At 57.6% G+C, this 18,863-nt stretch carries 16 protein-coding genes; 12 read left to right on the top strand and 4 right to left on the bottom strand.

Features of this window, described 5'->3' with window-relative positions:
- Positions 1 to 573 precede the first annotated feature (573 nt).
- Genes SOM48_RS19745 through SOM48_RS19730 form a run of 4 tightly spaced genes read left to right on the top strand, consistent with a single transcriptional unit; the run spans position 574 to position 5,028 of the window.
- Entirely contained in the window at positions 574 to 1,029 is a 456-nt protein-coding gene (locus SOM48_RS19745) for a MarR family transcriptional regulator (protein WP_128482810.1), read from the top strand.
- Positions 1,030 to 1,051: 22 nt separating this feature from the next.
- Positions 1,052 to 2,224: an HlyD/EmrA/EmrK family protein gene (locus SOM48_RS19740; RefSeq protein WP_289747080.1), complete on the top strand. Its 1,173-nt coding sequence runs from the start codon at positions 1,052 to 1,054 to the stop codon at positions 2,222 to 2,224.
- A 10-nt stretch (positions 2,225 to 2,234) separates the two neighbouring features.
- Positions 2,235 to 3,770: a DHA2 family efflux MFS transporter permease subunit gene (locus SOM48_RS19735; protein WP_128482812.1), complete on the top strand. Its 1,536-nt coding sequence runs from the start codon at positions 2,235 to 2,237 to the stop codon at positions 3,768 to 3,770.
- A gap of 22 nt (positions 3,771 to 3,792) precedes the next feature.
- Complete coding sequence (locus tag SOM48_RS19730; protein ID WP_139966173.1) at positions 3,793 to 5,028, top strand: MFS transporter; 1,236 nt, start codon at positions 3,793 to 3,795, stop codon at positions 5,026 to 5,028.
- A gap of 473 nt (positions 5,029 to 5,501) precedes the next feature.
- On the opposite strand, the gene SOM48_RS19725 is transcribed toward SOM48_RS19730, so the two are convergent.
- Positions 5,502 to 7,895, bottom strand: coding sequence for a phosphoketolase family protein (locus SOM48_RS19725; RefSeq protein WP_320512849.1), 2,394 nt, complete (start codon positions 7,893 to 7,895; stop codon positions 5,502 to 5,504).
- A 106-nt stretch (positions 7,896 to 8,001) separates the two neighbouring features.
- Between SOM48_RS19725 and SOM48_RS19720 the strand changes: the two genes are divergently transcribed.
- Positions 8,002 to 9,825 carry a glycoside hydrolase family 15 protein gene (locus tag SOM48_RS19720; protein ID WP_320512848.1) on the top strand — a complete coding sequence of 608 codons (1,824 nt, stop codon included), beginning with the start codon at positions 8,002 to 8,004 and terminating at the stop codon, positions 9,823 to 9,825.
- Between the two features lie 9 nt (positions 9,826 to 9,834).
- Here SOM48_RS19720 and SOM48_RS19715 read toward each other — a convergent pair whose 3' ends face one another.
- Together SOM48_RS19715 and SOM48_RS19710 are read right to left on the bottom strand one after the other, a co-directional pair.
- The gene (locus SOM48_RS19715; protein ID WP_054804471.1) at positions 9,835 to 10,569 is read right to left on the bottom strand and encodes a MerR family transcriptional regulator; all 735 of its coding nucleotides are present in this window, start codon (positions 10,567 to 10,569) and stop codon (positions 9,835 to 9,837) included.
- 91 nt (positions 10,570 to 10,660) lie between these two features.
- Positions 10,661 to 11,881, bottom strand: a complete 1,221-nt coding sequence (locus tag SOM48_RS19710) for a diguanylate phosphodiesterase (RefSeq protein WP_076769966.1) — start codon at positions 11,879 to 11,881, stop codon at positions 10,661 to 10,663.
- 298 nt (positions 11,882 to 12,179) lie between these two features.
- On the opposite strand from SOM48_RS19710, the gene ycgZ reads away from it, so the two are divergent.
- From ycgZ to SOM48_RS19685, 5 genes are all read left to right on the top strand, one after another.
- The gene (gene ycgZ, locus SOM48_RS19705; protein WP_023478790.1) at positions 12,180 to 12,419 is read left to right on the top strand and encodes a regulatory protein YcgZ; all 240 of its coding nucleotides are present in this window, start codon (positions 12,180 to 12,182) and stop codon (positions 12,417 to 12,419) included.
- Positions 12,420 to 12,578: 159 nt separating this feature from the next.
- The gene (locus SOM48_RS19700; RefSeq protein ID WP_076769965.1) at positions 12,579 to 12,887 is read left to right on the top strand and encodes a hypothetical protein; all 309 of its coding nucleotides are present in this window, start codon (positions 12,579 to 12,581) and stop codon (positions 12,885 to 12,887) included.
- Between the two features lie 37 nt (positions 12,888 to 12,924).
- Positions 12,925 to 13,200, top strand: a complete 276-nt coding sequence (locus SOM48_RS19695) for a biofilm development regulator YmgB/AriR family protein (protein WP_023478767.1) — start codon at positions 12,925 to 12,927, stop codon at positions 13,198 to 13,200.
- A gap of 121 nt (positions 13,201 to 13,321) precedes the next feature.
- Positions 13,322 to 13,630 carry a monooxygenase gene (locus tag SOM48_RS19690; RefSeq protein ID WP_054804472.1) on the top strand — a complete coding sequence of 103 codons (309 nt, stop codon included), beginning with the start codon at positions 13,322 to 13,324 and terminating at the stop codon, positions 13,628 to 13,630.
- A 139-nt stretch (positions 13,631 to 13,769) separates the two neighbouring features.
- On the top strand, positions 13,770 to 14,678 hold the full coding sequence (locus SOM48_RS19685; protein WP_054804473.1) for a flagellin N-terminal helical domain-containing protein: 909 nt from the start codon (positions 13,770 to 13,772) through the stop codon (positions 14,676 to 14,678).
- A gap of 88 nt (positions 14,679 to 14,766) precedes the next feature.
- Here SOM48_RS19685 and SOM48_RS19680 read toward each other — a convergent pair whose 3' ends face one another.
- Positions 14,767 to 15,774 (bottom strand): LacI family DNA-binding transcriptional regulator, encoded by a 1,008-nt coding sequence (locus SOM48_RS19680; RefSeq protein ID WP_320512847.1) that lies wholly within the window; start codon positions 15,772 to 15,774, stop codon positions 14,767 to 14,769.
- A gap of 224 nt (positions 15,775 to 15,998) precedes the next feature.
- Between SOM48_RS19680 and SOM48_RS19675 the strand changes: the two genes are divergently transcribed.
- Both SOM48_RS19675 and SOM48_RS19670 read left to right on the top strand, forming a co-directional pair.
- Positions 15,999 to 17,240, top strand: a complete 1,242-nt coding sequence (locus tag SOM48_RS19675; RefSeq protein WP_128482820.1) for an MFS transporter — start codon at positions 15,999 to 16,001, stop codon at positions 17,238 to 17,240.
- Between the two features lie 18 nt (positions 17,241 to 17,258).
- Entirely contained in the window at positions 17,259 to 18,692 is a 1,434-nt protein-coding gene (locus SOM48_RS19670) for a glycoside hydrolase family 32 protein (RefSeq protein ID WP_320512846.1), read from the top strand.
- The last annotated feature ends 171 nt before the right edge of the window (positions 18,693 to 18,863 follow it).

Genomic DNA, 18,863 nt, shown 5'->3' with positions numbered 1-18,863 from the left:
CCGGCTCGACTCGACTTACTCGTCCCATCCATGGGACTCGCCCCTTCGGGGCCAGCGCAAGCGCTGTTCAAAATTGCTCCCGGCAATTTTGTCCCTGTCTCGGTTCGCCTTTGTCCGCCATCCCTGGCGTCCAGACCTTGCCATTCACGCTCTGGTTCGCCGATTTCAGCGGGGACACAACCCCCATCGCTGTCATATCGAAGATAAAAAAAAACGGTGTCGCTGAAACATTGCCGGATGGCGCGTACCGCTTATCCGGCCTACGGAGCGCCAGTGCATAGGCTTTTGTAGGCCGGATAAGGCGAAAGCCGCCATCCGGCACTGCGGAGTTGCCCGATGGCGCTGCGCTTATCGGGCCTACGGAGCGCCGGTGCATATGCTTTTGTAGGCCGGCTAAGGCGAAAGCCGCCATCCGGCATTGCGGGGATGCCCGATGGCGCTGCGCTTATCAGGCCTACAAGTGCCGGGTACGGTTGCCGGAAACTGACAAAATGTGCGCTTATCTTGACAATTCATTGACAGTTATCTGCCTGGTCAGTAATTTCATTTGTAATTATTGACCAGGCAAATATCATGACAAATTCTGCGGATAACCCTAACCCGAAGCTGCACCTCGGCCTGCTGATCCATTTGGCAAACCAGTTCAAAGACCAGCTTCTCAGCCACTACTTTTCGCCGGCGGATATTACCGCCGCGCAGTTCAAGGTGCTGATCAGCATCTATAAAGGCTTCACCAGCCCGGTCGAAGTGAGCAAAAACCTGCTGATGGACGCCGGTGCCATGAGCCGTATGCTTGAGCGCATGGTAAAACGCGACCTGGTGGTGCGCACCACCAACCCCGACGATAAACGCCAGGTGATCCTCGGCCTGACGGAGAAGGGGCGGACAATTTGCGATCGCTTCCAGAATGAGGCGCTGGCATCGATCCTCACCTCACTCACCGAGCGTCTCACCGATGATGAAGCGCAACAGCTGGTGACGCTGCTGATCAAAATGCTGCCTGACGGCGCAACTCAACCCTATCGCTAAGTTTTCCTGAAAGGTGATCAAGATGACCGATTCAGCTGCTCAACCTGCACGCGCGCCGAGTAAACGTAAGCGCAACTTCGCCATTCTGTTTGTGCTGCTGGTGATTATCGCCGCTGGCTGCCTGGCCTGGTATCTGCTCTATGCCCGCTATTACGAAACCACCGATGACGCCTATGTCAGCGCCAACCAGGTGACGCTGACGCCGCAGATTGGCGGTACTGTCACCCAGGTTGCTGTCGATGAGGGCGACTTTGTGCAAAAAGGGCAGCCGCTGGTGCTGCTCGACCCGGCCGATACGGAAATTGCGCTGCAACAGGCGCAGGCCAACCTCGCCAGCACCGTGCGCCAGGTACGCGGGCTTTACAGCACCGCGGATAACTATCGTGCGCAGGTGGCGGCGAAAAAAGTGGCGCTGCAAACGGCGCAGAGTGACTACGCGCGTCGGCAGAAGATTTTCGCCACTGGTGCGGTCACCGCTGAGGATTTAGCACATTATCGTGACAACGTCACCAGTGCGAAAAGTGACCTGATTGCCGCCCAGCAGGCGCTCAACACCAATATGGCAATGGTTGACGACACTGTTATCGACAGTCATCCGGAGATTAAAAGCGCCATCGCCACCCTGCGTCAGCGCTTTCTCGATAACGCCCGCAGCACCATCGTTGCGCCGGTGAGCGGCTATGTGGCGAAGCGCGCGGTGCAACTTGGCATGCGTGTCGATTCCGGCACCACGCTACTGTCGATTGTGCCGCTCGATCAGGTGTGGGTAGATGCCAACTTCAAAGAGAGCCAGATGAGCACCATGCGCCTCGGGCAGAAAGTGACGCTGACTGCCGATCTCTATGGTGATGACGTGGAGTATCACGGCACGATTGAGAGCCTCGGAATTGGTACCGGCAGCGCCTTCTCCCTGCTGCCCGCGCAGAACGCCAGCGGCAACTGGATCAAGATTGTCCAGCGCCTGCCGGTGCGCATTACCCTCGATCCTCATGATATGCAGAAACATCCGCTGCGTGTCGGTTTGTCGATGGCCGCCCGCGTCGATATTCGCGACACCGAAGGGCACCTGCTGCCGCAGCAGAGCGTCGCGCAGCCGCGTTTCGCAACAGACGTCTACCAGAATGCGCTTGATAAGGCCGACGCGCTGGTGGCACAGATCCTTCATGATAATAGCCAGCCGGTAGCCGCCCGCTAAGAGAGACGCGATGCAAGATAAATCGGCATTTACGCCGCCCAGCCTGGTGCTGGCGACGATTGCGCTGTCGCTGGCGACCTTTATGCAGGTGCTGGACACCACCATCGCCAACGTGGCGCTGCCGACCATTGCGGGCAATCTCGGCGTTAGCGCCGATCAGGGCACCTGGGTCATCACCTCGTTTGCGGTGTGTAACGCCATTGCGCTGCCGCTCACCGGCTGGTTTACCCGCCGCTTTGGTCAGCTGCGGCTGTTTGTCGGCTCGGTGGCGCTCTTTACCCTGGCGTCATTTCTCTGCGGCTTTGCCCACAGCATGACGGAGCTGATTATCTTCCGTGCGCTACAGGGCTTTTTCGCCGGACCGATGTTTCCGATGTGCCAGACGCTGCTGCTGGTCATTTTCCCCACCAGTAAACGCAGCATGGCGCTGGCGCTGCTCTCAATGGTGACGGTGGTGGCACCGATTGTCGGGCCGATCACCGGCGGCTGGATCACCGATAACTACGCCTGGCCGTGGATCTTCTACATTAACGTGCCGATTGGTATCTTCGCGGCGATTGTCGTCTGGATGCAGCTGCGCGAGCGGGAAGAGACCACTACCACCTCGCCGATTGATTACATCGGCATTGCGCTGCTGGTGCTTGGCGTCGGCCTGCTGCAAGTGGTGCTCGATAAGGGCAACGATCTCGACTGGTTCGCCTCGAACGAAATTATCGTGATGTCGGTGCTCTCGGCGATTGCGCTGGTGTCGTTTGTGATGTGGGAACTTGGCGAGCAGCACCCGATTGTTAACCTGCGGCTGTTCAAAGATCGCAACTTCGCCATCGGCACCGCCACGCTGACCCTCGGCTACGCGGCCTTTTTCGCCATCAACATTATTTTGCCGCAGTGGCTGCAAACCCAGATGGGCTACACGGCGATCTGGGCCGGGCTGGCGGCGGCACCGATGGGCTTTCTGCCGCTGCTGCTGACGCCGTTTATTGGACGCTATGCTCATAAAGTTGACCTGCGTATTCTGGCAACGCTGTCGTTTCTGACCATGGGCGCCTCCTGCCTGCTGCGTGCGCAGTTCAATACCGAGGTCGATTTCCGCACCATTGCCGAAGTGCAGATGTTTATGGGCATTGGTGTGGCATTCTTCTTTATGCCCATCACCACCATTGTGCTCTCTAACCTGCACGGCCAGGCGGTGGCGGAAGGCTCCGGTCTGGCGACCTTTTTCCGCGTGCTGGGCGGCTCGTTTGCCTCCTCGCTCACCACCTGGATCTGGTCACGGCGCGAGATTTACCACCATGCCACCCTCAGCGAAAGTGTCTCGCAGTGGAACCCGGCGGCGACGGACTATCTGCATAAGATGGGCGGCGCGACGCAGCAGCACCTGGCTGCGGTGGATAAAACCCTTGAGCAGCAGGCCTATATGCTGTCGACTATCGACTACTTCTGGCTGCTGGGGTGGCTCTTTTTAGCACTAATGATCGTTATCTGGTTTGCCCGCCCGCCGTTTGTGCGTAGCGGTGCGCCTGGCGCGCCGTCGGCCGGACATTAATTACCACCCATAGAGAGATGTTATGGCACCCCTGTTATCCGCCAGCGATGGCCGTTTATTGCAGCACCGATCCTTTGTCGCTTTCTGGCTGGCGCGCACCAGCTCCAGCTTTGGCTTTCAGATGTTGTCGATTATTGTCGGCTGGCAGATCTACTCCCAGACGCAGAGCGCCTTCTGGCTGGGGATGATTGGCCTGGTGCAGTTTATTCCCTCCCTGACGCTGGCGCTGCCCGCCGGGCATATCGCCGATCAGTTTGACCGCCGTCGCGTGGTGCTGCTGTCGCAGGTGTGCGAGTGGGTGGCGATTGTCGCGCTCGCCTGGCTCACCTGGCAGGGCGATGCCAGCGTCGGCGTCATCCTGGCGCTGATTTTTATTATCTCCTGCGCGAAAACCGTCGAATCGCCGTCGATGATCTCAATGCTACCGGCGTTGGTTCCGGCCTCGATTCTGCCACGCGCCACGGCGGCGAATGCAGTCTCCGGCCAGGCGGCGCAGATCGTTGGCCCGGCGCTGGGCGGCTTTCTCTACGCTGCGGGCGCGGATGTGGTTTATAGCGTCACGGCGGCGCTCTATCTGCTCTCGCTGCTGCTGGTGATCACCCTGAGCTATGAGCAGGCGCAGCCAAAACGCACGCCCGCGACGCTCTCTTCCCTCTTTGCCGGGGTGCGCTTTATCCGTAACCGACCGGATGTGCTGGGGGTGATCTCACTCGATCTCTTCGCCGTGCTGCTCGGGGGTGCGACGGCGCTGCTGCCGATTTTCGCCCACGATGTGTTGCATACCGGCCCGCTCGGGCTGGGACTGCTGCGCAGTGCTCCGGCAGTGGGCGCGCTGCTGGTTGGCTTCTGGCTAAGCCACCGTGCGCTGACGCGCCGTGTCGGCATCATTATGTTTATGTCGGTCGCGGGCTTTGGTGTGGCGACGCTGGTGTTTGCCTTCTCAAGCTGGATGTGGCTCTCGCTGCTGGCGCTATTTGCGCTCGGCGGGTTTGACATGATCAGCATGGTGATCCGTGGCTCGCTGGTGCAGCTTGATACGCCGGATGAGATGCGCGGGCGGGTCAATGCGGTCAACTCGATTTTTATCAATACCTCCAATCAGCTTGGGGAGTTTGAGTCCGGGATGCTTGCCGCATGGCTGGGGGCTGTGCCCGCGGCGGCGATTGGCGGGGTGGGGACGCTGATTGTGGTGGCGCTGTGGATGAGGTGGTTTCCGGGGTTGCGGCATCGGCAGCGGCTGGAGAGTGATGCTGGGTGATTTGCCATCCGGGCGATGGGGCTTGCATGGGGGCATTGGTGGAATGTTTCCGTTCACCGGTGGTTGGGGAGTTTCATTAATCTCTTGTGCGGTGAACGGGATAAGGGGAGCGGCCGCGCTCCCCTTATCAATCCCCGCGGCCCCGCGAGGAAATCGGTGCTGCGCACTACGCTCACCTCCCGCGTGCCTGACTGCGGCCGGCTCGACTCGACTTACTCGTCCGTTCCGGGACTCGTCCATGTCTCGGTTCGCCTCTGTCCGCCATCCATGGCGTCCAGACCTTGTCATTCACGCTTCGGTTCGCCGATTTCAGCGGGGGTCAACACCGTCGCTGTGAGATGGATGTCCAATGAAAAACAGTCGCTGCTGGAACCGCGTAGGCCGGATAAGCGTTCACGCGCCATCCGGCATTATTCCCGCCACGCCATTGCCGGATGGCGGCTACGCCTTATCCGGCCTGGCGGTTGCAGAGGTTACTCGGGGGCATCGCCGTCGCCCTGGGCGGAGGGCCATTTCCAGCCGCGGACTTCGGGTAAATCTTCCCCGTGTTCGCGCACGTAGCGGTGATGCTCGGCGATCTTCTCTGCCAGCTCATCCAGCACCGCATCCGCTTTACCTTGCAGGGAGGGAGTGCGCACAATCGCCTCCTGCGCCAGGTGGAAGCGGTCCAGTTCATTCATCACCGTCATATCGAACGGTGTGGTGGTGGTGCCTTCCTCCATAAAACCGCGCACATGGAAATTGCCATGGTTATTGCGCGGGTAGGTGAGGCGATGGATCAGGCTCGGGTAGCCGTGGAAGGCGAAAATCACCGGTTTATCCGCTGTAAAGATAGCGTCAAACGCCTCATCGCTCAGGCCGTGCGGGTGCTGCTCTGCCGTTTGCAGCGCCATCAAATCGACAACGTTCACCACCTGAATGCGCAGATCCGGGAAGTAGTCGCGCAGCAGATCGACCGCCGCCAGCGTCTCCATCGTCGGCACATCACCGGCGCAGGCCATCACCACATCCGGTTCTTCACCTTCGTCAACGGTGCCCGCCCAGTGCCAGATGCCCATACCCGCCGCGCAGTGTTGCTGCGCCGCTTCAAGGTTGAGCCACTGCGGTGCAGGCTGCTTCCCGGCGACAATCACGTTAATGCGATCCCAGGTCTTCAGGCAGTGATCCGCCACGCAGAGCAGGGTGTTGGCATCAGGCGGCAGATAGACACGCACGATATCGGCTTTCTTATTCACCACGTGGTCGATAAAACCAGGATCCTGATGGCTGTAACCATTGTGATCCTGACGCCAGACGTGGGACGAGAGCAGGTAGTTAAGGGATGAGATTGGCTCACGCCACGGCAGTTTGCGCGTCACTTTCAGCCACTTGGCGTGCTGGTTAAACATCGAATCGACAATATGGATAAAGGCTTCATAACAGTTAAACAGGCCGTGCCGCCCGGTGAGCAGATAGCCCTCAAGCCAGCCCTGGCACTGATGTTCGCTGAGGATCTCCATCACCCGGCCATCGGCGGCAAGCTGCTCATCGTAGGGTTTGACCGGCTCCTGCCAGGTACGGCTGGTGACATCAAACACTTTGCTTAAGCGGTTCGAGGCGGTCTCATCCGGGCCAAACAGGCGGAAGTTATCCCGGTTGCGCTGGAAGATGCCCGCCAGATAAGCGCCGAGCGCGGCGGTGGATTCCGCCTGCGTTTCGCCGGGCGAGGTGACATCAACGGCGTAATCGGCAATCGCCGGAGTATTAAGCTCGCGGCGCAGACGGCCGCCATTGGCCCATGGCGTGGCGCCCATACGTTTGTCGCCCTCGGGTGCCAGCGCGGCCAGTTCCGGGCGCAGCCGCCCCTGCTCGTCAAACAGATCCTCAGGCTGATAGCTGCGCATCCACTCTTCGAGGATCTGCCGGTGACCGTCATCTTCCCGGCAGGAGGAGACCGGCACCTGGTGCGCGCGCCAGAAGTCCTCCACTTTTTTACCATCCACCGTTTGCGGCCCGGTCCACCCTTTCGGGCTGCGCATAATAATCATCGGCCAGCGCGGTAACTCTTCAGCGGCTTCACCGCTGCGCGCCTGCTGCTGGTAGTGGCGAATACGCTCCAGCGCCTGCTCCAGCGTCTGCGCCATCTGGCGGTGCATCTTCTCCGGCTCATGACCGCTGACAATCAGCGGCTCGTAGCCGTAGCCGCGAAACAGATGCAGCAGATCCTCATCGCTACTGCGTCCAAGAATGGTCGGGTTAGCGATTTTATAACCGTTGAGATGCAGGATCGGCAGCACCGCGCCATCGCGCGCGGCGTTGAGGAATTTAATACCGAACCAGCTTGACGCCAGCGGCCCGGTCTCCGCTTCGCCGTCACCAATCACGCAGGCGGCAATCAGCGATGGGTTATCAAACACCGCGCCAAAGGCGTGGGAGAGGGAGTAGCCCAGCTCGCCGCCTTCGTTAATCGACCCCGGCGTTTCCGGTGCGGCGTGGCTTGGAATGCCGCCTGGAAAGGAGAACTGGCGAAAGAGGGTTTTCATCCCCTGCGCGTCCTGGCTCACCTGCGGGTAGATCTCGCTGTAGCTTCCCTCAAGCCAGGTGTTCGCCACCATGCCTGGCCCGCCGTGTCCGGGGCCGCAGATGTAGATCATATCGAGATCGTGCTGGCGAATGGCGCGGTTGAGATGGGCATAGATAAAGTTCAGCCCCGGCGTGGTGCCCCAGTGGCCAAGCAGGCGCGGTTTGATATGTTCAGGCTTAAGCGGCTCGCGCAGCAGCGGGTTATCCATCAGGTAGATCTGCCCGACAGAGAGGTAGTTGGCCGCGCGCCAGTAGCGGTCGATCAGGTGTAGTTGATCATCGGGAAGTGAGGCGTATTGCGTCATGCGTTTCTCCGCGTCAGTGAAGTGAGTTCCTGTTAAGCCTGGCACAGATGCGGGAACCCTTTGCGTCACCTACGCTTAAAGCGTAACCGCACGCATAAGGATCCGAATGAAAACCGACACTCAGACCACCGCCGTGATTGATAAGCACGGCATTATCGGCAACCTGCGGACCTGCGCGCTGGTGACCGTTGAAGGGGCGATTGATTTTCTCTGCTGGCCCAATCTCGACAGCGCTTCCGTTTTTAGCTCGCTGCTCGATGCTAAACGGGGCGGCTACTTCTCCGTTGCGCCGTTGGGCGAGGGCTGGCGCGCCATTCAGCACTATTTGCCGGATACCAATGTGTTGCAAACCCGCTGGCTCTCGAATGAGACGATGGTGGAGCTGACGGACTTTATCGCCATCAACGAGGATGACGAAGCCAACCCGCTGATCGTGCGGCAAATCACCCTTATCTATGGCGAGGCGACCATTAAGCTCCACTGCTCGCCGCGCTTCAATTACGCCAGCGACGTGCCGGAGGTGAAGGAGGATAAACGGGTTTATCACTTTAAGGGCACGAAAGGCGCGGCGCTGACGCTGGCCTCATCCGAAACGTTGCAGGTGAAAAAAGGGCTGGTCGAAGGGAAGTTCACGCTTAAAACGGGCGAAACCGCGACCTTTGTGCTCGGTGACAGCAAAGTGAAGCATGCGGCGCTAAAACAGGTAGCGGCGATGCGCCAGCGCACGCTCGCCTACTGGCAAAACTGGGTGGCGCAGAGCAAATACAGCGGTCGCTGGCGCGAAGCGGTAACGCGCTCTTCGCTGGTGCTAAAGCTGCTCACCTCGCAGCGCTACGGCTCGATTGCCGCGGCGGCGACTTTTGGCCTGCCGGAGCTGCCCGGCGGCGAGCGTAACTGGGATTACCGCGCCACCTGGCTGCGCGACGCCTCTTTTAGCTGCTATGCGTTGATCCGCTTAGGTTATGTGGAGGAGGCAAAAGCCTTCGGCGCGTGGATCGGCAGCTGTATGGAGAACAGTAAGTTCGACCCGAAAAAGTTGCAGGTGATGTACCGCCTCGACAGCGGAACGGATCTCACCGAAGAGGAGTTGCCGCACCTTGCTGGCTACCTCAAATCCCGGCCGGTGCGCAAAGGCAACGAAGCCTATAAACAGCTGCAACTCGATATCTACGGCGAATTAATGGATGCCGTCTATCTGACGACCAAATATGGCGACAACATCTCCCATCGCGCGTGGGGGCATGTGATGCGGCTGGTGGATTATGTCTGCGAGATCTGGGATTCACCCGATGCCGGCATCTGGGAGATGCGCGGCGAGCCGGAGAACTTTCTCTACTCGCGCCTGATGTGCTGGGTGGCGCTCGACCGCGCGCTGCGGCTGGGTGCCAAGCGGTCGCTCTCAATGCCGTTTGCCCGTTGGGAGGCGACGCGGCAGAAGATCCGCGACGATATCTGGCATAACTTCTGGAATGAGAAGCTCGGCCACTTTACCTCAACGCGCAACGGCAGCGATGTCGATGGTTCAATGCTGCTGATGCCGCTGTTTCGCTTTATCGGTGCCAAAGATCCTGACTGGCTGGCAACGCTCGACGCCATTCGTACAAAGTTAATGCGCGACGGCATGGTGCGGCGTTATTTGCAGGAGGAGACCCCGGCGGATTCGCTCCAGGGGGAGGAGGGCTATTTTGCGCCATGCTCCTTCTGGTATGTCGAATGCCTGGCGCGGGCGGATTTTGTCGATGAAGCGCGCATTGAGTTTGAGAAGCTGCTGCACTATGCCAACCATCTTGGGCTGTACGCCGAGGAGTTTGATGAGCGCGGCTTCCCGCTTGGTAACTTCCCGCAGGCGTTGACGCATCTGGCGCTGATCAGTGCCGCGTTCTACTTAGATAAAAAGATGTCCGGGAATCAGCAAACCTGGCAGCCGTAAGGCTGCGGTTTACTGCGGGCCGTGAAAGGTGAGGGCGAAGCCCTGCTCCTGCCAGTGGGTAAACTGCTGTGACTGGCGCTGGGTCAGCGCTTTACCCGTCCAGACCACCAACTGCTTTCCCGGGAAAAACTCCGGGTGCGGGGAGTCGAGCGGATCGGCGAGCACATCCAGTGACCAGCCCTGCTGCGAGAAGCGCCATGCTTCCAGCCACAGGCGCGTACGATCGTCATTGTTCCAGGCGATAAACAGCGCCTCTTTACTTCCCTGCTGGCGATTGAGGGCCAGGCGGGTGACGGCAAAGTCGATCAATACGCCGTCCAGCAGGCTTAAGATCACCCGTGCGGTGTTCTGATCCCGCGCCAGCAGCAGGCGCACCGGCATAATCACTTCATCGATAAATTGATCGACACTGTATTTACGCCCCATATCCAGCACCATGGCGCGCAGCCTGGCCGGGTTAACCTGGCGCAGGGTTGCCAGCAGATCTTCCTGCACCTTCGCCCAGCCCTGCTCGACGCCGACGGGCGTCTCATCCAGCAACGCTTTTACTTTACTGACCGAGACGCCGCTTTCGATAAAGCGTTTAATGGCCTCAATGCGCAGAATATCCGCCTCGTCAAACTGACGATGGCCGCCCTCGCTGCGCTGGGGCTTTAGCAAACCGTAACGACGTTGCCATGCGCGAAGTGTGACGGGGTTAATTCCGCACCGTTCAGCAACTTCGCCAATACTGTAAAACGCCATGACTTCCTCGTAACCCCGATATACACCCGCAAAGCCTAGTTAAGCCTTGCAGGCTGTACAAGCACTTTGTACAGCTTTACTTAAGGAGCGATTAAGCATCGTCCTGTTTTTCTGGCCAGCAGACCGCTGGAATACCGTTGATATCCGGGCGCGCGAAGAGGTAGCCCTGGAACTGGGAGATACCCGCCGACTCCAGCCACATCCACTCTTCAGCTTTCTCGACACCGACGGCGGAGATCTGAATTTCAAGGGATGTACAACATTTGATGATCGCCTGCACAATCGCCTGGCGTGAGCCGCTCTTATGTACATCCTGGATCAGATCGCGGTTGATTTTGATGCGGTCCGGCTGGAACTGCGCCAGCAGCAGCAGGCCCGCAAAGCCGGCACCAAAGTGGTCAATTGCCACGCGGATCCCGGCGCCTTTCAGCAACTTCACCGCTTCGGTGAACTCTTCGAGGCGTGAAATGATTTCGCTCTCGGTGAATTCAACAATGATCTGCTCCGGCACCAGGCCGTTAGCCTCAATTTCGCGCAGGATAAACTCCACCGCACCGGGCACTTCTACCAGCGTCATCGGCAGTAGGTTGACCGAGAGGGTCTGCGCGCCAATATCCAGCGCGGTGGCCATCGCGAACGCCACTTTCTTACTCTCAAGATCGGCGTTATAGAGGGCATCACCCGTCAGGCCGTCAAAGTAGGCCTGCGGTGCATCGCCCGAAGGGGTACGCAGCAGGGCTTCAATCGCTACCACTTTGCGGGCAAAGGGATCGATCAACGGCTGAAAGGCAAAGCGGCAGTCGGTGCTGGTGGCGGCAACAGACGCGGGCAGGGTAACGGCGCTGCCGTCGGGAACGAACTCCCACTCGTCGTCGACCGGGATCTCAAAGTAGTTCTCTTTCTGGCCCTCTTCGACAAAGGTCTGGAAGAACTGCAGCGCGCGGTCGTCATAAATAAGCTGGTATTTTGAGGTGCCTTTATCCAGCACCGTTTGCAGCACCTCTTCCCGGTCGTAGGCGCGCAGATCAAACAGCTCCATCCCGGCTTTACCAAAGCGTCGTGACGGCGCGTAGTCGCGCAGCAGCTCCACAACGTTAAAGTGGCGCTCATCATTGCAGATGGCGTTGTAAATCGGATCCAGCGTCTCTTCCGGCCCTTCAAGCAGCTGGAAAAAGTGGGTGCCATTAAACAGCAGAATGCCGGTTACGTTGGCCTGGCTGTTTTTTTGATTGGCCGCTTCAACCATCCCTTCAAGCATCGAAAACGATACGTTGTCGCGAAAATGGCTGCGGTAAATGAGGGTGGTGAGCATAAGCGTTCCGAAACGGGTGAATGAGCGCTCACACTACCAGATGCAAAGTACCTCGTCTCCCTTGATTTAGCAGAGAATTATGCTGTTTGTGCCCCTTGTACACGCGGCTTTTCAGCTTGTACAACCTTGTTCAACCGCGTAAAAATTTTCCTGGTTATAATCACCTGATAAATATAAAGATTGTGAAATATTCATTAGATGGCTAACAAACTTGTACAATTAATATGTACAAAACGGCGTTTTTTGTATAACTTTAACGTTACTTTAACAAGTTAATGGACTATTTGAGGAGTGACATATGCAGCAGAACGGTTATTTTCCGAATACAGCTAATGCCATTACCCGCTATTTCAACAAGGCATCACTCCCGACTCAGCAGCAGACGCTGGGACAGATCGCCGTTGAGATCCTGAGCGAAGGACGCAACCTGAACCGCAAGGCAATTTGTACTAAATTGCTGAGCCGTCTGGAGCAGGCTTCTGGTCCGGAAGAGGAGAGCCACTATCACACGCTGATTGGCCTGCTTTTCGATCGCTAACAGAGTTTGACCAACGGCAATACTTTTGGCTTTTGAGTCAATTCTCGCGGGGTGATGAAGCGCTTCATGCGCGTGCAGAAAAGTTAATCGTCCCCAAGGGAGAATTGGCTTCATGCCGCAATTGCAGTTCGGCAAGTAGCGGCAACCCGAGATGCAGTTATGAATAGTAGTGAAATAGAGCAACTGACAGATGAACTTATCGGAGTGGCAGTATTGTCACTTCTGAAAGATAACTCACCCATTAGCACACGTGCGCTGATTAACAGGCTGCGGTCGATGGAGGCCAGCGAGCAGGACAATCAGCGGCGGCAGATGCTGGGGCGGATTATTGCTGAAATCAGCAACAATAATTTTGCCTCCTTAAGGCGCGACAAGGGAAGCGAGCGCGATGAGTGGGATGAGCAGAGCAGGGATAACGTTTTCCAGCTGTTTGGCGACAACACCGCCAGCAGTTCGAAAAAACATTAACAGACACGGTTATTATCATTATAAAACGGGGTAAACGATGAGCCAGGTTTTGCTGGATTCACACGAATATGAAAATTTGCCTGATCTCTCGCTTGCTGAGTATTTTCGCAGCGGCGGCGAGACGCTCGCAGAGGAGTCTGTGGTACTGGGCGCGGCGATTCGTGGTGTTATGGCAGCCGGTGAACGTATTACCCACAAAGCCTTGATCCTGGAGTTGATCAAGATGATCGAGACCACAGAGGATGTGGTGAAAAGCGATATTGTACGCCACACCCTGGAAATCGTTGTACACCATACAACGGACGATATTTAACCGTACTGGCATCACCTGCTCTGACACCAAATCCACGCTCCGGCGTGGATTTTTTTTTGCTATTTCGCGAGCGATGAAATAGTGTCGACAGGCTTATTCACATGCCATCACGGAGGATAGTATGGCCAGTAAAGTAGTGCAGATTCACTTCGATTTTAACGGCCCATTTGGCGATGAGATGTCGCGGCAGCTGGTGGAGCTGGCCGAATCAATCAATCGGGAGCCGGGCTTTTTATGGAAAGTGTGGACCGAGAATGCGCTCGCTCAGGAAGCGGGAGGGATCTATCTCTTCGACAGCGAAGCGAACGCGCAGCGCTATATGGATAAACATATGGAGCGGTTAAAACAGTTTGGCGCCACCAACATCACCGTCAAACTGTTTGACGTCAATGCCCCCCTGACACGGCTGAATCACGGCCAGCTGGGGTAGTTGTTGTTATGCGGTAGCGGGCCTTCATAGCGCTTGTTACCGCAATTCCCTTAAAGAGCATAAAGTTTTCAACGCTCGTGCCGATGCTAATAGATAACCGCACCGCCGGTTTCAATCTATTTTTACAAGGAGTTGTAGCATGGCCGTCATCAATACCAATACGCTGTCACTCATCAACCAAAATAACCTTAATAAATCCCAGGCGGCGCAAAGCTCTGCAATTCAGCGTTTATCCTCCGGCCTGCGTATTAATAGTGCGAAAGATGATGCTGCGGGCCAGGCAATTGCCAACCGTTTCTCTTCCAGCATTAGCGGTATGGGCGTGGCCGCAAGAAATGCCAACGATGCTATTTCGCTGGCACAAACGGCTGAAGGTGCATTAAGCGAAATCAATAACAACTTGCAGCGTATCCGCGATCTGGCCGTGCAGGCGCAAAACAGCACTAACTCTGCCTCCGATGTCGACTCTATTCAGTCGGAAGTGAATGAGCGTATGGCCGAGATTAACCGCGTGACCCTGCAGACTGATTTCAACGGTATCAAAATTCTCAATACCAGCTCCGGTACGGCCAGTTACGGCTTCCATGTAGGGACAGATGATGGCGAAGAGATTGTTATCACGATGAGCAGCAGCGATGACTACAACCTGGGGGCAAATTCCGGTTCGATTGGCCAGGTCTCTGGCGAATTCATTCACGGCAATGCACGCAGCGTAAAAGCAGTCGGCTTTGATGTGCTCCATGGCACCGTCACCCCCTTTAGCGGTGCGATACTCAATAATCCCCTTGCCGCCATTGACGATGCGATAAAAGCCGTCGATACCCAACGCAGTTCGCTCGGGGCATTTCAGAACCGCTTTGAATCGACGATCAATAACCTTAATCAGGCGGCGACGAATCTTTCCGCCGCGCGCAGCCGAATCAATGACGCCGACTATGGCACGGAAGTGTCGAATATGAGCAGGGCGCAGATATTACAACAGGCCGGCTCGTCCGTGCTGGCGCAGGCCAACCAGGTGCCGCAGACCATGCTGTCGTTGCTGCGTTAACCGTTCGTTGAATGATAAAAAATCCACGCTTATGCGTGGATTTTTGGTTTGTGGCTAACGAGGCGTAAAGCTTGGGCAAAGCAGCACATTAATCAGCCGCCAGCATGGAATCACGCAGCAAAAACGGGCTGGCAACCCGCGTGGTCTGCTTGTGTTCACTACCGTTAATAATATGCAGGGCGCTCAGGCGCCCGATCTCATAATGCGGGAGCTGCACCGTTGCAAGGGAGGGCAGGAACAGCTCGCCGATGCCTACCATATTGTCGTAGCCAACCACTGCCACATCCTGCGGAATGCGCAGCCCCTGCGCGAGTAACGTTTGATACACCATAAACGCAATGCGGTCGTTACCGCATATCACCGAATCGAACTGCGGCTTTTGCGCGTGGATATGCGCCAGCACCTGCGCCGGAATGTCACGGTAATGCTCGTCACCCGGCGCCATATAGCGGTGAGTCAGGCCGTCCGGGTTAACCCCGGCTTCACGGCAGGCGCGCTCAAGACCCTTGCGACGACGCGCGGTGGCGAGCAGCGGTTCGGGCAGATGCAGACAAAGGGGCTGGCGATAACCCGCCTCCAGCAGGGCTTTTACCGCGCTGTACTGGCCCTGTTCATCGTCGGGAATATAGCTGGCGACCGGATGGTGCAGGCTTTCGCAGTTGGCGAGCACGCAGGGCAGGGTAAGCAGCTTGGCGGGCAGCGGCACCTGGCGTAGCCCCATGGTGGTGTAGATAATGCCGTCGGGCCGGTGGGAGAGCAGCAGATCAACAATCGCATCCGGATTGTCGTCGGTGAACATATTCATCACGAAGCTGTTCCAGCCGTGCGCGCGTGCGGTCTCTTCAATCGATAAGGTAATTTCCACCGAGAAGGGTGTTGTCACCGTATCCAGCGCCAGCACGCCGATGGTTTTCGGCGAGGCGTGCGCACCGCGGATCTTTTTCGCGGAAAGATCCGGAACGTAATTCATCTGCTCAATCGCCGCCTGCACCCGCGCCAGCGTCTCGGGCTTGAGGCGTTGCGGGCTGTTGAGCGCACGCGAGACCGTCATCAGCGAAACATTCGCCAGCTTTGCTACATCCTTCAGAGACGCCATATCTGTTACTCCATGCGGGCTTACTCGCGCAATCACTGCGGCCAGAGAGGGCGCTATCGTAACGTATTTATGGTGTCGTCACAGGCGCGGAGTTTGATCTCCCTCTCACTCCTGTTATGTTAACGTTAACTCTTGTGATTAACATCATGAATCTCGGCAGAACCCAATGAGTAACGCATAATGTTAACGTTATCATCGCTGCACAACTCCAATATGAGACTGTCATGATGAAAGCCCATCACGCTCACAGCTACCCACTGCTCAGTGCCTTACTGTTCTTCTTTTTCGTCACCTGGTCCGCTTCCGGCTCGCTGCTCTCCATCTGGCTTCATCAGGAGGTGGGGCTGAAAGCGGGGGATACCGGGATCATCTACGCCGTGCTCTCCGTCTCCGCGCTATTTGCGCAGATCTGTTATGGCTTTATTCAGGACAAGCTGGGCCTGCGCAAAAACCTGCTCTGGTATCTGACCGCCATGCTGGCGCTCTCCGGCCCGGCGTTCTTACTGTTTGGCTATCTGTTACAGATCAACATCCTGCTCGGCAGCGTGTTTGGTGGCATCTATATCGGCTTAACCTTTAACGGCGGCATCGGGGTGCTGGAGTCCTACACCGAGCGCGTCGCGCGCCAGAGCCAGTTTGAGTTTGGTAAAGCAAGGATGTGGGGTTCCCTTGGCTGGGCGGTGGCGACCTTTTTTGCCGGTCTGCTGTTTAACATCAACCCGAAACTCAACTTCGCGGTGGCAAGCGCCTCCGGGCTGATCTTCTTTGTGCTGCTGGCGCGCTTAAAAGTCTCCTCTGCGCCGCACGCGATGCAGGAGGCGGTGAGCGGCGGGAAGGTAACACTCGCCGATGCGCTGGGTTTACTGACGCTGCCGCGTTTCTGGGCGCTGGTGCTGTTTGTGATTGGCACCTGTATTTATGGCGTCTACGACCAGCAGTTCCCGGTCTATTTCTCGTCGCAGTTCCCGACCTTGCAGGAGGGCAACGCCATGTATGGCTATCTCAATTCGTTCCAGGTGTTTCTTGAAGCGGCGGGGATGTTCTGCGCGCCGTGGCTGGTGAACAGGATTGGCGCGAAGAACGGCCTGATTTTCGCCGGCATGGTGATGGCAATGCGCATGGTCGCCTCCGGGCTGGTGGAGGGGCCGCTGCTTATCTCCATCACCAAACTGCTGCACGCGGTCGAGTTGCCGATCCTGCTGGTGGCGATCTTTAAGTACAACAGCCTGCACTTCGATAAACGCCTCTCCTCAACGCTCTACCTGGTGGGCTTCGCCTGTACCAGCTCGGTGATCGCCTCGGTGCTGTCGCCGCTGGCGGGCTACAGCTATGAGAAATATGGCTTTGCCCAGTCCTACCTGATCATGGGGCTGCTGGTCTTCGCCACCACCTTTATCTCCATCTTCCTGTTGCGTTCCGGTAAGTCATCTTCTGACCCGCTGATGCCGCAACCCTCCACCATTTAACCGAAAAGAGTAGCGACTATGACATATTCACTTGCCGGCGCTGAAGAGACGCTTGTGGCCAAACGAGACACGTTAAACCTGCGCTGGTATCCGCGCTACCACCTCGCGGCGCGCGCAGGCTGGATGAACGACCCGAACGGGCTGGTGTGGTTTGATGGCTGGTACCACGCCTTTTATCAGCATCACCCTTACTCCACGCAGTGGGGACCGATGCACTGGGGGCATGCGCGCAGTAAAGATCTGCTGCACTGGGAGCATCTGCCGGTGGCGCTGGCGCCTGAAGGCCCGGCAGACAGAGATGGCTGCTTTTCCGGCTCGGCGGTGGTCGATGGCGACACGCTGGCGCTGATCTACACCGGGCATAAATTTCACGGCGATGCCACGGATGAGGCCAATCTCTATCAGGTGCAGTGCCTGGCCACCAGCCGCGACGGCATCCATTTTGAACGTTATGGGATGGTGCTGGATACGCCGCCCGGGCTGCACCACTTTCGCGATCCGAAAGTGTGGCGGGAAGGGGATGCGTGGTACATGGTCGTCGGCGCACGCGACGGCGAAACGGGCCATGTTCGTCTTTACCGCTCCGACGATCTGCGCGAGTGGCAGGACGCCGGTGTGCTGGATGAGGCGGAAAAAGCGCTCGGCTTTATGTGGGAGTGCCCGGACTTTTTCACCCTCGGCGACAAACGGGTACTGATGTTCTCGCCGCAAGGCATCGCGGCGCAGGGCTACAGCAACCGTAATCTCTTCCAGAGCGGCTATATCCTCGGCCAGTGGCAGCCGGGCCAGCCTTTTGTGCGCGAAAGCGAGTTTATCGAGTTGGATCACGGCCATGACTTTTATGCCCCGCAGAGCCTGCTGACGCCTGATGGTCGGCGGATTGTTATCGGCTGGCTGGATATGTGGGAATCGCCGCTGCCGGAGCAGCAGGATGGCTGGGCCGGGATGCTATCGCTGCCGCGAGAAGTGAGCCTGAGCGCCGACAACCGCGTGCAGATGCGTCCGACAAGAGAGGTGGAAACCCTGCGCGGCGCGTGGATGCCATGGCCGGTTACGCGGCTTGAGAATCAGCAAATCACGCTGCCGGAGAACGGTGAGGCGCTGGAGGTGCTTCTGCGCTGGGAGTGCGGTAACAGCAGCGCAGAGCAGTATGGCGTCAGCCTCGGTGAGGGGCTGCGCATCTACGTTGATGCGCAGATGCAGCGCCTGGTGCTGGCGCGTCACTATCCGCAGTATGGGCTGTGCGGGATGCGTAGCGTGCCGGTTGATATCAACGCGTCGCTGGAACTGCGTCTCTTCTTCGACAGCTCGTCAGTTGAGGTGTTTGTTAACGACGGTGAGGCGTGTCTCAGCAGCCGCATCTACCCTGATACTGATAAGCGCGCGCTCGCGCTGTTTGCGTGGAGCGGTTCGGCGTGCGTAATTGAAGCCGGGGCCTGGCCGCTGGCGTAACAGAGCGAACACTCCACGCCGGCGCGTGGAGCTTTTTAATGATGGGTTTAAAGCGCTTCGCACACCGCCCTAACGCAAATTGTTTGACGCTAAGGTGAGAGTGCTCAAGTGATTGATATATATCATTAGACGCAATACGACCGGCGGCGTAGAGTACCGACCGGATTGTCC

It is taken from the genome of Kosakonia sp. CFBP8986, assembly GCF_034044935.1.
Lineage (GTDB): Bacteria > Pseudomonadota > Gammaproteobacteria > Enterobacterales > Enterobacteriaceae > Kosakonia > Kosakonia cowanii.
Note: the sequence above shows the minus strand (reverse complement) of the source record. Positions and strands in the feature narration are given on the sequence as shown.

What these genes read in the sequence shown, in the direction of transcription:
- SOM48_RS19745 (WP_128482810.1), top strand. Translation starts at nt 574, where the DNA reads ATGACAAATTCTGCGGATAACCCTAACCCGAAGCTGCACCTCGGCCTG.
- SOM48_RS19740 (WP_289747080.1), top strand. Translation starts at nt 1,052, where the DNA reads ATGACCGATTCAGCTGCTCAACCTGCACGCGCGCCGAGTAAACGTAAG.
- SOM48_RS19735 (WP_128482812.1), top strand. Translation starts at nt 2,235, where the DNA reads ATGCAAGATAAATCGGCATTTACGCCGCCCAGCCTGGTGCTGGCGACG.
- SOM48_RS19730 (WP_139966173.1), top strand. Translation starts at nt 3,793, where the DNA reads ATGGCACCCCTGTTATCCGCCAGCGATGGCCGTTTATTGCAGCACCGA.
- SOM48_RS19725 (WP_320512849.1), bottom strand. Translation starts at nt 7,895, where the DNA reads ATGACGCAATACGCCTCACTTCCCGATGATCAACTACACCTGATCGAC.
- SOM48_RS19720 (WP_320512848.1), top strand. Translation starts at nt 8,002, where the DNA reads ATGAAAACCGACACTCAGACCACCGCCGTGATTGATAAGCACGGCATT.
- SOM48_RS19715 (WP_054804471.1), bottom strand. Translation starts at nt 10,569, where the DNA reads ATGGCGTTTTACAGTATTGGCGAAGTTGCTGAACGGTGCGGAATTAAC.
- SOM48_RS19710 (WP_076769966.1), bottom strand. Translation starts at nt 11,881, where the DNA reads ATGCTCACCACCCTCATTTACCGCAGCCATTTTCGCGACAACGTATCG.
- ycgZ (WP_023478790.1), top strand. Translation starts at nt 12,180, where the DNA reads ATGCAGCAGAACGGTTATTTTCCGAATACAGCTAATGCCATTACCCGC.
- SOM48_RS19700 (WP_076769965.1), top strand. Translation starts at nt 12,579, where the DNA reads ATGAATAGTAGTGAAATAGAGCAACTGACAGATGAACTTATCGGAGTG.
- SOM48_RS19695 (WP_023478767.1), top strand. Translation starts at nt 12,925, where the DNA reads ATGAGCCAGGTTTTGCTGGATTCACACGAATATGAAAATTTGCCTGAT.
- SOM48_RS19690 (WP_054804472.1), top strand. Translation starts at nt 13,322, where the DNA reads ATGGCCAGTAAAGTAGTGCAGATTCACTTCGATTTTAACGGCCCATTT.
- SOM48_RS19685 (WP_054804473.1), top strand. Translation starts at nt 13,770, where the DNA reads ATGGCCGTCATCAATACCAATACGCTGTCACTCATCAACCAAAATAAC.
- SOM48_RS19680 (WP_320512847.1), bottom strand. Translation starts at nt 15,774, where the DNA reads ATGGCGTCTCTGAAGGATGTAGCAAAGCTGGCGAATGTTTCGCTGATG.
- SOM48_RS19675 (WP_128482820.1), top strand. Translation starts at nt 15,999, where the DNA reads ATGATGAAAGCCCATCACGCTCACAGCTACCCACTGCTCAGTGCCTTA.
- SOM48_RS19670 (WP_320512846.1), top strand. Translation starts at nt 17,259, where the DNA reads ATGACATATTCACTTGCCGGCGCTGAAGAGACGCTTGTGGCCAAACGA.